The sequence below is a fragment of the Eudoraea sp. genome (assembly GCF_049669105.1).
Classification (GTDB): domain Bacteria; phylum Bacteroidota; class Bacteroidia; order Flavobacteriales; family Flavobacteriaceae; genus Eudoraea.
The window spans coordinates 32,284-46,667 of the sequence record NZ_JBATKE010000143.1 but is presented as its reverse complement, the minus strand read 5'-3'; the positions used below and the strand labels follow the sequence as shown (position 1 = coordinate 46,667).

Sequence of the window (14,384 nt, the reverse complement as noted above, 5' to 3'; positions counted from 1 at the left end):
GATAGGATAATATCATCCATTTCCAATATTCAGAAATATATATGCTGGGCTAATCGAAATGTATTGGAATGAGCTTCCACAATTTTTTTAATATCAGGAGAGTACCCCCCGCCCATGCTGCACTGAACGGGTATTTGAAATTTATGACAGCTTTCCAGCACTAATTCATCACGTTTTCTACAGCCCTCCAACGATAGAGACAAGGTCCCTAATTTGTCTGTTTCCAGAATATCCACTCCGCAAAGGTAGAAGATGAAATCGGGCTTTAATTCGGCAAGAAGCCGGGCAAGAGTATCTTTTAAAGCAGCAAGGTATTCCCGGTCCGTTGTTCCTTTTTTTAAAGCGATGTCCAGGTCTGAGGTCTCTTTTTTAAACGGATAATTATTGGCGCCGTGCATTGAAAAAGTGAAGACCGAGGGGTCATCTTTGAAAATCTCGGCGGTACCATTCCCCTGATGTACATCAAGATCAATAATAAGAATCTGACTGGCAAGATTTTTAGATTGCAGGTAACGGGCCCCGATAGCCTGATCGTTCAACATACAAAAGGCTTCGCCCCTGTTGGAAAAGGCATGATGTGTGCCACCGGCAATATTCATAGCGATACCTTGTTCTATGGCATATTCACAGGCCTTCATTGTACCGTCTGCTATGATGCGTTCTCGCTCCACCAATTGTTCGTTAAGCGGGAAACCAATTTTCCGGGCTTCTTTATATGGAATTTTGAGATTAAGCAGATCGTAATAATACTCTGGGTCATGTACGGCTACCAGGTATTTATCATTTGGAATAGAAGGCTCAAAAAAATTTTTCGGAGTACAGGTTCCTTCATGTATGAGCTGCTGAGGGAGAAGCTCATATTTGATCATTGGAAAGCGGTGACCTTCCGCTAAAGGGTGATTGTAAATAGGGTGATAGGCTATCTTCAGCACTATCTTAATTTATATATTTAGCTATCATTTGCAAAAACTCTTCTCTTTACTACCTGCTTCAATCTAACTTAATCTATTAACTTTTGATTGATGAACACCTTTATTCTTAAGTTATATAAGGTACAAAAAAAAGGGAGGATAAATAATAGCTACCCTTTTAAGAAAAGGATTAATTTTTTAACAGTAAATGTGGGGAAAATGAAATGAGCTAACGAGCAATTTAATTGACCTAATACTTTCATCACTGGAAAATATCCTACTTATATAATGCAAGCTGGATGCGTTTTCGATCAATATCCACCTCCAAGACCTTTACTATAACTTGTTGGTGAAGAGTTACATGTTCGTTTACATCTTTAACGAAAGTATCGGAAAGCTGTGAAATATGGATTAGGCCACTTTCTTTAATCCCAAGATCCACAAAACAGCCAAAATTGGTAATATTGTTCACTATGCCTGGCAATAATTGTCCTTCTCTTATATCCGTGATGCTCCTGATATTTTCATTAAAGGTAAAGACTTTTGCTTTTTCCCTAAGGTCCAGGCCAGGTTTTTCGAGCTCCCCGATGATATCCTTCAAGGTGGGCAGGCCCACATTATCGTTGCAATAGGCCTTAAGATCTATTTTTTGAAGAACTTCTTTGTTGCCAATGAGCTCTGTTATTGGCATTTGATTGTCCTTGGCCATTTTTTGAACAATACTATAGCTTTCCGGGTGTACAGCAGAATCGTCCAGAGGATTATTACCCCCTTTTATACGTAAGAAAGCAGCTGCTTGTTCAAATGCTTTACTACCTAATCTTGGTACTTTTTGTATTTCCTCCCTATTGGAAAAGGCCCCATTTTGGTTTCTGTAATTCACAATGTTTTCGGCTAATTTTGGGCCCAAACCTGAAACATGGGACAATAAGGGAACACTGGCAGTATTGATATTTACACCAACAAAATTCACGCAGCTTTCCACTACGGCATCCAATGATCTTTTTAAGCTTTCTTGATCCACATCGTGCTGATATTGTCCAACTCCTATCGATTTTGGGTCAAGTTTGACCAATTCTGCAAGGGGATCTGCCAATCGCCTACCGATGGAAACCGCACCACGAACGGTTACATCATAATTGGGAAATTCGTCACGCGCTATTTTGGAAGCCGAATAGATTGATGCCCCGGCTTCACTTACTACATAAACTTCTATAGGATTTCTAAACTGAATGTGTTTAATAAGTTGTTCGGTCTCTCGCGAAGCAGTTCCGTTGCCAATAGCAATGGCTTCTATTTTATAAGCATCTGCCAGGGAACTGATTTTTTTCATAGCCCCTTTACGGTCGTTTTGTGGAGCATTAGGATAAATAGTCTCATTGTGTTCTAGGTCGCCTCGTTCATTTAAACAAACAAGCTTACAACCTGTTCTAAACCCGGGATCAATTGCCATTATTCGTTTTTCTCCCAGGGGCGCTCCAAGCAATAGTTGTTTCAGGTTTTTAGAAAATACCGCTATGGCGGCTTCATCAGCTTTTTCCTTAGCATTCTTAAATGTCTCATTGGAAAGGGATGGAAATAACAAACGTTTATAGGCATCCTGGATGGCTATTTTGATTTGCGAAGAACAGGCATTGTTACGCAAAACAAGCTTTTCTTCAATTTGGTAAAACACCTTATCCTGATCTATTTCTAGTTTTGTCCTAATAAAACCCTCATTTTCTGCCCGCAGGATTGCCAATAAACGGTGGGAAGGACATTTGGAAAGAGGTTCGCTCCAATCGAAATAGTCCCTGTATTTCTGGGCTTTTTCTTCATTTTTTTTAGAACTTACCAGCTTGGTAGAGAGAAGGGCATACCTATTCAGTTGGAAACGTATTAGGCTCCTGATATCACTGCGCTCATTGATCCATTCAGCGATTATATGTCTTGCACCCTCGAAAGCCTGGGTCGAATTCAGCACTGCTTTATTGAAGAATTTTGGGGCAATCGCATCAAGGTTTTCGGTATTTTGTGCCATGATTATTTTGGCCAAGCCTTCCAAACCATTATTTTTAGCTACTTCAGCCTTGGTTTTACGTTTCTTTCTGAAAGGGAGGTATAAATCCTCCAAAAGGCTCAATGTTGTCGCCTGGCTAATTTTGGTTTGCAGGTCCCTGGTCAGCACATTATATTCTTCAAGAGATTTTAGGATTGTACCTCTGCGTTTCTCCAATGTTTCATATTGTAGTTTATGTGTTACAATATGGCCAATCTGAACCTCATCCAGATTACCGGTTCGTTCTTTTCTATACCTGGAGATAAAGGGAACCGTACAATCTTCATTAAGTAAGACAATAGTATTTTGTATGCTCTTTACTGGCAGTTTGGTATACCGGGCAATAAATGGGACGAGTTCCATGAAATATATATTATGTATTGAAGTAACAAGGGGTTTCGCCCAACCGGACAATCATTGAATCGTCCTAATTTATGGGCTCCCCATTGGCAACCCCTTCCTCGCTCGGGTTAAGGAATATAAGTTTCCCTTCTTTATTTTCAGTCATTAAAATCATCCCTTCACTTTCTACTCCACGGAGTGCCCTGGGCTCAAGATTTACCAAAACGGTTACTTGTCTTCCTATGATTTCCTCAGGACTAAAACTTTCGGCAATGCCGGAAACGATTGTCCGGGTATCTATTCCTGTATCTACCTTAAGTACCATAAGCTTTTTTGTTTTAGGCATTTTTTCGGCTTCTAAAATAGTTCCCACACGTAAGTCCATTTTGCTAAAATCTTCAAAATTTATAGTCTCTTTTTGCGGCATAACAGTTTTATTTTCAGATTCGTTGACTTTTTTTGTGGCTTCCAGTTTGCTTAGTTGTGCTTGTATTTCATCGTCTTCTACTTTTCGGAATAGTAATTCAGGTTCACCTATTTGGAGGCCTTTCGGCAGGAGGACTTCTTTTTTTGAAACATCAGGCCAGGAGAGCTCAACAAGATCAGAATTCCCAACAGAGGTGTTTTCCACGATGGATAAAATTCTTTTCAATTTTGTGGAGGTAAATGGCAAGAACGGTTCCCCCAGAACGGCAAGGGCAGCTGCTATTTGAAGGGCTACAAACATAATGGTCTGCACTCTTTCTTTATCCTCCTTTATGACTTTCCATGGCTCTTCATCCGCCAGATATTTATTGCCAAGACGTGCGAGATTCATTAATTCCTGACTTGCCTCACGAAAGCGATAGCGTTCAATGGAGTCTGAAATGATTCCGGGATATGATTTTAGAGTCTCTAAAGTATTTTTATCAACTTGTGTAAATTGATTTGGTCCGGGGACAACTCCATCAAAGTATTTGTTGGTAAGTACTACAACCCTGTTTATGAAATTACCAAAAATGGCAACCAATTCATTGTTGTTTCGTGCCTGAAAATCTTTCCATGTAAAATCATTATCCTTCGTTTCCGGGGCATTTGCAGTAAGCGTATAGCGCAAAACATCCTGCATATCAGGGAATTCTGCCAAATACTCGTGAAGCCAAACCGCCCAGTTCTTAGAAGTAGATAATTTGTTTCCCTCCAGGTTCAAAAATTCATTGGCCGGAACATTTTCAGGTAAAATATAGTCTTTATGCGCCTTAAGCATGCAGGGAAAAATAATACAGTGAAAAACGATATTGTCTTTTCCGATAAAATGGACCAGTTTGGTGTCTTTTGACTTCCAGTATAATTCCCAGTCTTTTCCTGTTCTGGCAGCCCATTCTTTGGTAGATGAAATATACCCTATAGGAGCATCAAACCAAACATATAATACTTTCCCTTCGCCACCTTTAACAGGAACAGGAATTCCCCAGTCCAGGTCGCGCGTTACGGCTCTTGGCTTTAACCCATCATCTATCCATGATTTACATTGCCCGTAAACGTTAGGTTTCCAATCGTTTTTATGACCAATTATGATCCATTCTTTTAAAAAATCTTCATACTGGTCTAAGGGCAGGAACCAATGTTTGGTCTCTTTAAGTGTTGGTACGGCACCGGAAATTGTTGATTTCGGATTTATAAGGTCTGTCGCATTAAGAGAAGAACCGCAGTTTTCACACTGATCGCCATAAGCCTCTTCGTAACCGCATTTAGGGCAGGTTCCAATGACAAATCGGTCTGCAAGAAATTGCTGGGCTTCCTCATCGTAAAGTTGAGCTGTTACCTCCTCCAGGAAATCACCTTGTTCGTATAAAGTTTTAAAAAAATCGCTGGCCGTTTCATGATGAATTTGGGCGGAGGTACGTGAATAGTTGTCAAATGATATTCCAAAATCTGCAAATGATTTTTTTATAATGCCATGGTATTTGTCAATAATCTCTTGGGGTGTAACTCCTTCTTTTTTAGCCTTCATGGGTATGGCCACGCCATGTTCATCACTTCCGCAAACAAAGGCCACATCATTACCATTTAACCTGAGGTATCTTGCATAGATATCTGCAGGGACGTAGACTCCGGCCAAGTGCCCAATATGAATAGGGCCGTTTGTATAAGGCAAAGCTGCTGTGATTGTATATCTGGCAGGTTTAGGCAGGTGTTCCGACATCAAAAATGGATTAAGGCACAAAAATAACTATTATTTCAGACCAAACACCAAGTCGCCAGGAAAAAGAAAACCCCCGGAACACCAGACCCTTTTATAAGGGATTTCCGGTGTCCGGGGGCAATTATGCAAAGTAGGGGTAACCTAAGCTACCATTATCGATTTAGACATTTTTTTGTCCGAAACTTGTATCCTATATATGTATTTGCCTGTAGACAAATGTGAAGGTAAATTTTCCCTTATGTTGATTTCGGTAGAACCTTCCGACATAATCTGATTATAAACAGTTCCAACATTTTGTCCCAGGATATTATATAATTGAATATCAACATGAGCAGTAAAAGGCATTTCTAAATAGATATGCGGTGTGCTTTTTGTGGGATAAAATGGCTTGTGAACAATGGCTTCCAATAATTCAGGAGTCGGATCTTCTGCAACCGGATCTTCGGGCATTGGAGGTGTTGGTGGTTCATCACTATAAACAATAGGGGGGAATTCCACGCCACTACAATTAAAGCCAAGATCAACCGGCGCATATGGGTGATTTAGTAAGTGCTGCTCTACCAAAGGTATAGGGACACACAGCCATTCTGCAAGGACTGTGGCATACAGATCTCTAAAGTCCATAGTGTATTCAAGATTTCCTCGCCCATTTGGACTTTCCAAAGAAGGGTGTTCCCCTACAAAGGCACTTCCATTAAGCCCGGAACCGAAAAATAAAGTTGGGGCAGCCTTACCGTGGTCTGTTCCGTTTGATCCGTTTTCAAATATTCGTCTTCCGAATTCGGAAAATGTCATACTCAATACTTTTTCATCTTGTTGAGTGAATGCAATATCTTCATAAAAGTTATTGATAGCGATAGACAAATTAGACATCAATCGCTCATGAGCAAGTGGCTGATTTCCGTGGGTATCAAAACCTCCCATTGAGATCATGTATACTTTTGTACCCAAATTACCCTTAATAAGTCTTGCCAAAAGAGCTAATTGTCTTGCAAAACCATTGTCCTGATATTGAACCTGATTTTGTCCTCTTTCATAAGCTTCATGGATTAGTCCGGAGTATTCATATGTGGTATTAGCTACTCCTCTTAAGAACTTAAGCTGATCTCCATACATACAGTTGTTGAACAAACTGTCATCCAGGCTGTACTGAACTCCGGATTCTGCAATTTCTTCCAACTGGTCGATATTTGAAGTAACAAAGGCATAGTTCGTTTCTTCACCCTGGAATACGAGACTACCAAAATTTCCAATTTGAATGGCTGCAGGTGCTGCAGGGGGGTTTACCAGGTAATCCGGGTAAATATTTTCGAAATAACGACCCATCCAACCTGTATTCAGTCCATCGAAACCGGTAGTTGTCAAATCGGTATTCGCATAAATATCAGATCCGGTAAAGTGAGATAAACTTTGATTTTCGTAGCCCACACCATGAACCGCTTTCACTTGCCCGGCACCCCACATGGGTTCCAGGGAATTCATATACGTAGGTATTCCAAACTCATCTGTAAGTTTAAGGATCTTACTTTCCGGAATATAGATATTAGGTCTTGCATTGGCGTATGTATCGTATTGCTCAATAGGGATCACCGTGCTCAATCCGTCATTACCACCTGAAAGGCGTATTAGAATTAGTATACTGTCTGTATCGGCATTGGCAATAGCCGCGGTCAGTGGGGACGGTGCAGATGCCGTCAGCATATTACTGCCAAGCATCATAGAACCAGACCCGGCAATGCCCAATGCCTGTAAAAAGGATCGACGGCTCCAATACTTATGTTCCTCGTCGTGTCCGTTGTTGTTTTTTATATTTATAGGTAAATGATTATTACACATAGTCGTAGGTTTTATTTTAGTTGAAACTCAGGTTGTCTGGATAAATGCATAAGCAATAGGAATACTTGCGAAGGTACTTCCGGGCTAACGGAAAGCATCCATAACCCAAGACCGCCAGGAATATAATCCGAACCATAATAGTTTTCCGGTACATCTTCTATTTTGAAAACAGACATTGCATTTTCAAAATCCTGGGGTGTAAGCAATCCTTTTGGTGTAATTTTATCAACTATGGCGCTCACCACAGTTTCGGGATTACTTGTATTGCTATCAGCAGCACCAACGGCATCCATTGCAAGAGTACGGAACTGCTGTGGGTTATTCTGGTAAAACATTTCCAGATAAACTTCAGCAGAGAGCCATCGCCCTATCATAAAGTTGGTGTTAATCCATGTCCTGTCTCTTTGCCATCCGGCAACGTCAAAAGGATCAAAAAGTTCCTGTCCTAAAAGTCGGCTTGTATCAACCACATTAAGTAAAGTTCCATTGTCATAGGCAAAATTGGTTTCATTGATGAGATTTAGATAAATATCAAACGGACTCTTTATAATGACTCCTATAGCTTCATCATCAAAAAAGTGCTGACTAGAGAATAATTGTGTTAATACCGGCGCTATTTCAAAGTTATTGGCAACAAAAGTGCTGGCCATACCTGAAATAATGGTTTGTGCATTACCGGCATCATCACTGGAATCCGGATGAACAAAAAATTCGTATAATTTTCCACAAATAAAAGCAGCTATTTCGTTGGGTCTCTGCTGGAAAAGAATATTAATGACATCATCATAGCCCCAATTGCCTGTCTGACCTAAAATAGTTTTAGGACCGGCATCAAATCGGGTAGGATCAAATAGAACCTGTTCACAACCTATTTCTCCCCTCTCAACATAACCAGTAAGAGCCTTAGCTGTTTCAATGATATCCTCTTCGGTGTATCCGTTTCCTTCACCCAATGTAAAAAGCTCATACAATTCCCTTGCATAATTTTCATTTGGGTTGTTACCATTATTATAAACGCCATCCAAATAATAAAGCATGGCACTGGTAAGACCCATCTCACTAATAAAGGTTCTGAAATTACCAATGGCGTTTCGTTGAAGACAATTCACATAATAGTAAAGGAATGAATTACAATCATAAACGTCTAATTCTGTAACCAAATGGTTGCTCCAGAAAAAGCTTAGCCGCTCCCTGAGATTGTTATTCAACAAGCCATTGGTATAGCTAATCCTCCATTCCTCTCTTTGGGCACGTCTAACTTGTCCTGCCAGATCATCGTCTGCCGGATAGTTGCTGTTGTTCCAATCTGCCCATGCAGGTGCAGGAGTGGGGGCCATATTGACCGCTTCATTGATTAAGCTATTTACCAAGGTGCCGGCTGTTTGGCCAACCGCCTGGTTGATAGTCTGTACTGAGGCACTAAAACCCAGTCTTCTGTACAAATGCGCCGCCCTATATTTATCCAAGGGTGTTGTGTACGGCGCTAATGTAGAGGTATTACAATTAACGAAGTATTCCATAGTTTTTTAGGCTTTAAGAACGTTCATGTGTTTAGGGGCAAATTCTTAACGCTTAAACTTAATGGATAGTATTACGATCCAAGTATTTTCGTTATTCTGCATGGAAATTACAATCTTCTTGTTGAAATTGGGGTCGAATTGCCAATGTTTTCGACCAACGGCTACTTTTTTTAAGAAATTGAAGAAATTATGGGTGTACATAATGAATTTGGGAAGGAAGGTGAAGAATTAGCTGCAGCTTATTTAGTAAGCCATGGATACCTTATTATTTGTCGTAATTATCGCTATTTAAAGGCTGAAATTGATATTATTGCGCAAAAGGGTAATACCATTGCCATAATTGAAGTGAAGTCGAGAAGCTCTGCATTTTTTGAAAATATTGCGGAAACGGTAAGTAAAAAGAAAATAGGCTTACTGGTAACTGCGGCCGATTATTATATAAACACCAATAAATTTGATAGGGAGGTAAGGTTTGATATCATTACTATCCTAAAAAAAAATGACAGATATATCATAGAACATCTGGAAGACGCTTTCTATCATTTTTAAAAATTTGTTTTATTTATAACAGTATGTTATTTTTGACTCAATACTTTAACTATGAAAACAATCTCGTCTGTTGTAGAACATTATATTAAAAAGAAACCATTTTTACAAAGTGCTCTTGCCCAGGGAATTATTAATCTTACTTCTCTATCGCGACTTATCAAACCAGAAATTCAGGAAGAATTGGGAAAAGATATCCGCAATGGCGCTATAGTTATGGCGCTTAAGCGTTTGTCTGATGATCTTGAATTCAGAGCGACTCACAAAATAATAAAAGTTCTTAAAAATATTGGGGAAATCACAGTGCGCTCATCACTAACAGATTTTACTTTTCTGGTATCCGATACCATTTTAGAAAAACAAACTGCACTCCTGGAGGAGGTGAATAAAAACAAAGATGTCTTTTATACCTCGTCAAGAGGGGTTAATGAGCTTAATATAGTAGTAAGCAATAGTTTGGATAGTATAATAGAAGAGTTTTTCAAGGAAGAAAAGTGTACACAGAAAGCGGAAAACCTGGCTTCCATTACTGTAAAACTCCCCGCAGAGAATGTTTCAGTTCCGGGGATTTACTATTTCATTTTTCAGCGATTGGCGTGGGAGGGGATTGTCCTTTACGAAGTTATTTCTACAACTAATGAATTCACTATCATTGTAAATGATGACCAGGTAGATATTGCATTCAGCACAATAAAGGATTTAAAATCTTTGTAAAAAGCAATAGCCCTAATTAAAGCTGAACTTCCTTGATGGGACCATATACAGCATCACGGAAACTTTTATGCAGGCCTATTTGGTCATAAGGAAATAGTTGAACAAATAGGACAGCCGTAATTTTATTTACGGGGTCCACCCAGAACAATGTGCTGGCAGCACCATCCCAAAAAAATTCGCCCACTACTCCGTTGTTTTCTTCCGTGGATACAGGAGGACGCAATCGTACTGCAAAATCAATACCAAAACCTACCTGACCTTTGCTTGGCAGAAAGGACCGCTTTTCAATACTTTCATCCAAATGATTGGCAGACATTAGTTTTACTGTTTCAGGCGTTAAAATGGTTACAGAATCTAATGTTCCTTCATTAACCATCATTAGCGCAAAACGCATATAATTGTCCAGAGTTGAAGTTAGGCCAGACCCTCCTCTGGTTAGTGGCCAGTGATTAAAATAATCAGATTTCGCCTCCTCATCGGGCAGTTGGTTGAGTTCTCCCTGGTCATTTCGGAAATACATGGCGGAAAAGCGATCACGATCTTCTTCAGGGACATAATAGCGCGTCTCTTCCATGCCAAGCGGATCTAGTACATTTTCCCTGACGTATTCACCATATGGCTGCCCGGAAATCCGTTCTACCATAAAGGCCTGGACATCTACACAGGGCCCGTATTCCCATTGTTCTCCAGGATGAAAATACAGTGGTGTTTCGCCCATTTTTTCAGCCATTTGTACCAGGGTATTATTCCTGTTTAAAGCATCAGCTTCTTTTATCATTTTACCGAGGCCCGGAATATCTGCATTCCTTCCAAATCCGGCAGTATGTCGCGTAAGATCCCGGATGGTCATGGGGCGTTTGGGATCTGCAAGAATAGGATTCCCCGAGGTATCTTCTCCTTCATAAACCTTCATATCGGCAAACTCCGGCGCATATTTGGAAACCGGGTCATCCAGTTCAAAAGCCTTATCTTCAAAAAGGGTCATCAGAGCTGTACCCGTAATGGGTTTAGTCATAGAATAGATCTGTACAATAGTATTTCGGTCCATTGGTTTCTTTGCCTCGCGATCGGCGTAGCCGAAGGCATTGTAATACACTTCCTTGTCTTTTTCATAGATGAGCGCGGAAACCCCGGCGATATTACCGGAATCAACAAAACTTTTTAGGGTAGAGTCTATTCTTTGAACCGCTATATTATCAATTACAACAGGAGCATTTTTAGATACGTCAGGTGATTTATCAGATTCTTTACATGCAATACCTATTAGCAGGAAACCTGCAATAAAAAGCTTTAACTTATTCATTATTGATTCGTTTTAGTTAAAAAAAGTTTTATATCATCGATTAATTCCAGCATCTTTTTTTGATTTATAGAGAATTTCTATTTGGGGGTTAATGCGTTTAATATGTTCAATAAATTCAGTTTTATCCCTGGGTGAAATCAGTATGCTATTGTGCTGGTTGTAAATAATTTCCAGCCGGTCAAAGGATGCAGCCGGAGCACTTATGATGCTATTGGTTTCTGATACTATAGTAATTGTATCTATATCAATTTTTTTGTTGACCACAAAGCCTGATTTGACGACTAAAAAATTTCCGGAGATTGCATAATAGGTGTTCAACAGCAGATAGGAAATAAAGACCAGGACCATAAGGTTAATTAGCAGGGCTGGCCATTTTGGCGGTGAAACCATAGAAATAGTACTTCCAATAATTATGGCCAGAATTATGAGTACAAGACCGTAGCTGATTTTTGATGGATATTTCTTCATTTTAGTTATAATCGCCTTGGTATAGGCAGTGGTTGAGCTAATAAACCCAATAGTTCATACAGATAGATAGCAGCTATGCTTTTTACTTGCTGATATTTGAAAACAAATCTGCAACTATATTATACCAACTTATTTTTCTGCATCTTCGAAGTATAGCAAATCAGGATTTACCATCATCAGCCTTTTTATTCTTTTGTGTGAGTGCAGTCCCAATTGCAGCACCTATCGCTATTCCTAAACTCAACCACAACCCCAAATTATCCGTAGCAACTCCTATTGCAGTTCCAATGGCTACTCCAAATGCTATTCCTAAAGCTAAGCTATTTTCTTTTTTCATTTGCTATTTAATTTGTAAAACAGCTAATATAAGGCTTTATACGTTTCACAATATTACAATTTCGAAGGAAGCAAAAGTCTTTAAATATGCTGGTTTCATACCAGCTTTACAAATACATTTCGGAATGCCAGCGCTTTAATAGATAATGTTTACCAATGACTATGTTTTTTTCAATCCAAAAGCAACAACTAGTTTTTACTTATTTGTATATTTAGTTGGGAACTGAGAGTCAAATTTTTATCTTTAAGCGTCAAAGATTATCCACTGAAATTTATGCTTCATCTTAAAGTCATTTTTATAATTCTTTTTTTGATTCCCTTGTGTTTGGCTTCTCAAAAGCAAGAAACTCCTGCAGATAAAAGCACCCCCTATGAGCTCATGTCTAGTTATTATGCCAACGATTTCAGACCGTTTAAAAAACATAGTTTTTATACCGGACTGGCATTGTCTCTGAGCGACAGAAGTCTAAATAATGTAGATCAACTTGTTCAAAATGTTATTGACGGGAATGATTTAAGTTACCAAATAATTTTTAAAGGTGGGTTTTATACCGGAGACTACGCAATGGTAGGACTTGATTTTGAATATAAAGAAGAAAAGTTTGAAGGAACTGTTTTTAGACAACCAGATACCCTACTGTCTAATTCTATTTCAAGATTGTATAGCATAACTCCAAATGTTCGATCAACCGTTCCTCTCACGGCAAATGAACGACTTAGTTTTTTTACCATTTTGGGCGTTTCAGTTGGCCTGGGAAATAGTTTGACCAGAAATACCAAAAATCTGGATGAAATAGAAAAGGTATATACGGATGATTTTAAACTGCGTGTGGGAATTAGTCCGGGGGTAACTTTCTTTGCAATAGAAAATTTTGCCCTGGAAGTTCAATTAGATGTACTGGGTTATGAATTAGAAGTAAGAAAAAGTGAAATAAATGGGGTGGAGCAATCCAAGGATGTGAGAAATAATGTGGATTTTAATATAGATATTTTATCCCTAAAGCTTGGATTGGCCTATTATTTTAAGCCCATTAAAAAAAAGTAAGAAGACTAAAAGATGAGAAAGTATAAGTGGATAGTTGCAGGAAGTCTATTGCTGGCGTTTTCTTGTGTTAGTGAAGACTATTTTGGCTTGTCCAGCATCGGGAATATAAAGAATATAGAAGTAAGTAACCAGGCACAAAATGCTGTGATTAATAACGACAGTCTTACTGTAAAAGTTGAAATACCCTCTGGCGTTGATCTTTCGAACATCGCCATAGAAGTACTGGAAATTTCCTCTTTTGCTACCTCAGATAAAGGAGTTGGTGACTTTCTCGATTTAAACAATCCTCAAACTATTGAATTAGTTGCAGAAGATGGTAGTAAATACGTTTGGAAAATAGAAGCCTTTATAGCCTCAGAAAACCCGCAACTAGACAATTATGAGCTTAATTTATGGTATCAGACCAGCACAAATTATTTTGAGCCCGGAGCGGATGCATCTTCCACCATATGGGGAACGGGAAATCCAGGAACTCAAATACTAAATAAACTGGCAACTACCCCTATCGATTTGGGTGATGATAATCTGGCAGCCAAAATGGAAACCTTAGATAACGGTCCTATTGCAGGGGTATTTGGTGCCCCAATATCTTCAGGGTCTATTTTTACCGGTGTTTTTAATTCAGATAAAATTGATCCCTCTAATCCAGAGGCTGCAATAGAATTCGGCACCCCCTTTGCAGGCCGCCCACAGGTATTAAAAGTTAAATATTCTTACACACCAGGAACAGAAAACAAAGATAAGGATGGAAATATCCTTGAATTCCCTGATGCTTGCGACATATATGCCTTATTGGAAATAAGAAGTGGAGGCACCGTTGAAAGGCTTGCCACGGCATGGTTTAGAAGCAGTACAGCTCAAAACGAGCTTTCCACCCTTGAAATACCTTTTACTTATGGCCCACTGGACGCCAGTTTTCCGGATTACACCTTCCCAACAGATCATGGTTTTGTGAGCAGAGATTCCGCAAACTTTGTTTTACCTACGCATATTACCTTTGTGGGAGCCTCAAGCTTTGGTGGTGCTAATTTTGCGGGAGCTATTGGGAGTGTTTTAGTTGTTGATGATGTGGAAATGGTATATGAATAAATACTGTTAATATTCCCAAAATCGAATAAGTCGATCCTGTAGTTGGAATTT

General features: G+C 39.3%; 12 protein-coding genes. 4 read left to right on the top strand and 8 right to left on the bottom strand.

Going from position 1 to position 14,384, the window contains the following annotated elements; genetic code table 11:
- Positions 1-29: 29 nt before the first annotated feature.
- The 5 genes from WBM60_RS12070 to WBM60_RS12050 form a co-directional block, all read right to left on the bottom strand.
- Positions 30-932, bottom strand: coding sequence for a histone deacetylase family protein (locus WBM60_RS12070; RefSeq protein ID WP_424260655.1), 903 nt, complete (start codon positions 930-932; stop codon positions 30-32).
- 256 nt (positions 933-1,188) lie between these two features.
- Positions 1,189-3,312 carry a Tex family protein gene (locus tag WBM60_RS12065; protein ID WP_424260657.1) on the bottom strand — a complete coding sequence of 708 codons (2,124 nt, stop codon included), beginning with the start codon at positions 3,310-3,312 and terminating at the stop codon, positions 1,189-1,191.
- Positions 3,313-3,376: 64 nt separating this feature from the next.
- Positions 3,377-5,476 (bottom strand): methionine--tRNA ligase, encoded by a 2,100-nt coding sequence (gene metG / locus WBM60_RS12060; protein ID WP_424260659.1) that lies wholly within the window; start codon positions 5,474-5,476, stop codon positions 3,377-3,379.
- A 141-nt stretch (positions 5,477-5,617) separates the two neighbouring features.
- Positions 5,618-7,312, bottom strand: coding sequence for a DUF1501 domain-containing protein (locus WBM60_RS12055; RefSeq protein ID WP_424260661.1), 1,695 nt, complete (start codon positions 7,310-7,312; stop codon positions 5,618-5,620).
- Positions 7,313-7,323: 11 nt separating this feature from the next.
- Positions 7,324-8,832, bottom strand: coding sequence for a DUF1800 domain-containing protein (locus tag WBM60_RS12050; RefSeq protein WP_424260663.1), 1,509 nt, complete (start codon positions 8,830-8,832; stop codon positions 7,324-7,326).
- Positions 8,833-9,021: 189 nt separating this feature from the next.
- Here WBM60_RS12050 and WBM60_RS12045 point away from each other — a divergent pair, with 189 nt between their 5' ends.
- Together WBM60_RS12045 and WBM60_RS12040 are read left to right on the top strand one after the other, a co-directional pair.
- Positions 9,022-9,381, top strand: coding sequence for a YraN family protein (locus WBM60_RS12045; RefSeq protein WP_424260665.1), 360 nt, complete (start codon positions 9,022-9,024; stop codon positions 9,379-9,381).
- Positions 9,382-9,432: 51 nt separating this feature from the next.
- The gene (locus tag WBM60_RS12040; protein ID WP_424260667.1) at positions 9,433-10,092 is read left to right on the top strand and encodes an aspartate kinase; all 660 of its coding nucleotides are present in this window, start codon (positions 9,433-9,435) and stop codon (positions 10,090-10,092) included.
- Positions 10,093-10,108: 16 nt separating this feature from the next.
- Here WBM60_RS12040 and WBM60_RS12035 read toward each other — a convergent pair whose 3' ends face one another.
- The 3 genes from WBM60_RS12035 to WBM60_RS12025 all read right to left on the bottom strand — a co-directional run bounded on the left by WBM60_RS12035 (position 10,109) and on the right by WBM60_RS12025 (position 12,200).
- Positions 10,109-11,395, bottom strand: a complete 1,287-nt coding sequence (locus WBM60_RS12035) for a serine hydrolase domain-containing protein (protein ID WP_424283128.1) — start codon at positions 11,393-11,395, stop codon at positions 10,109-10,111.
- A gap of 33 nt (positions 11,396-11,428) precedes the next feature.
- On the bottom strand, positions 11,429-11,863 hold the full coding sequence (locus tag WBM60_RS12030; RefSeq protein WP_424260672.1) for a PH domain-containing protein: 435 nt from the start codon (positions 11,861-11,863) through the stop codon (positions 11,429-11,431).
- 160 nt (positions 11,864-12,023) lie between these two features.
- Positions 12,024-12,200: a hypothetical protein gene (locus WBM60_RS12025; protein ID WP_424260674.1), complete on the bottom strand. Its 177-nt coding sequence runs from the start codon at positions 12,198-12,200 to the stop codon at positions 12,024-12,026.
- A 273-nt stretch (positions 12,201-12,473) separates the two neighbouring features.
- Between WBM60_RS12025 and WBM60_RS12020 the strand changes: the two genes are divergently transcribed.
- Positions 12,474-13,244: a hypothetical protein gene (locus WBM60_RS12020; RefSeq protein ID WP_424260676.1), complete on the top strand. Its 771-nt coding sequence runs from the start codon at positions 12,474-12,476 to the stop codon at positions 13,242-13,244.
- A gap of 12 nt (positions 13,245-13,256) precedes the next feature.
- Complete coding sequence (locus tag WBM60_RS12015) at positions 13,257-14,333, top strand: PCMD domain-containing protein (protein WP_424260678.1); 1,077 nt, start codon at positions 13,257-13,259, stop codon at positions 14,331-14,333.
- Positions 14,334-14,384 lie beyond the last annotated feature (51 nt).

Excerpts from the sequence above, each read along its gene's own strand:
- WBM60_RS12065 (WP_424260657.1), bottom strand. The coding sequence starts at position 3,312 with ATGGAACTCGTCCCATTTATTGCCCGGTATACCAAACTGCCAGTAAAG.
- metG (WP_424260659.1), bottom strand. The coding sequence starts at position 5,476 with ATGTCGGAACACCTGCCTAAACCTGCCAGATATACAATCACAGCAGCT.
- WBM60_RS12055 (WP_424260661.1), bottom strand. The coding sequence starts at position 7,312 with ATGTGTAATAATCATTTACCTATAAATATAAAAAACAACAACGGACAC.
- WBM60_RS12050 (WP_424260663.1), bottom strand. The coding sequence starts at position 8,832 with ATGGAATACTTCGTTAATTGTAATACCTCTACATTAGCGCCGTACACA.
- WBM60_RS12045 (WP_424260665.1), top strand. The coding sequence starts at position 9,022 with ATGGGTGTACATAATGAATTTGGGAAGGAAGGTGAAGAATTAGCTGCA.
- WBM60_RS12040 (WP_424260667.1), top strand. The coding sequence starts at position 9,433 with ATGAAAACAATCTCGTCTGTTGTAGAACATTATATTAAAAAGAAACCA.
- WBM60_RS12035 (WP_424283128.1), bottom strand. The coding sequence starts at position 11,395 with ATGAATAAGTTAAAGCTTTTTATTGCAGGTTTCCTGCTAATAGGTATT.
- WBM60_RS12030 (WP_424260672.1), bottom strand. The coding sequence starts at position 11,863 with ATGAAGAAATATCCATCAAAAATCAGCTACGGTCTTGTACTCATAATT.
- WBM60_RS12025 (WP_424260674.1), bottom strand. The coding sequence starts at position 12,200 with ATGAAAAAAGAAAATAGCTTAGCTTTAGGAATAGCATTTGGAGTAGCC.
- WBM60_RS12020 (WP_424260676.1), top strand. The coding sequence starts at position 12,474 with ATGCTTCATCTTAAAGTCATTTTTATAATTCTTTTTTTGATTCCCTTG.
- WBM60_RS12015 (WP_424260678.1), top strand. The coding sequence starts at position 13,257 with ATGAGAAAGTATAAGTGGATAGTTGCAGGAAGTCTATTGCTGGCGTTT.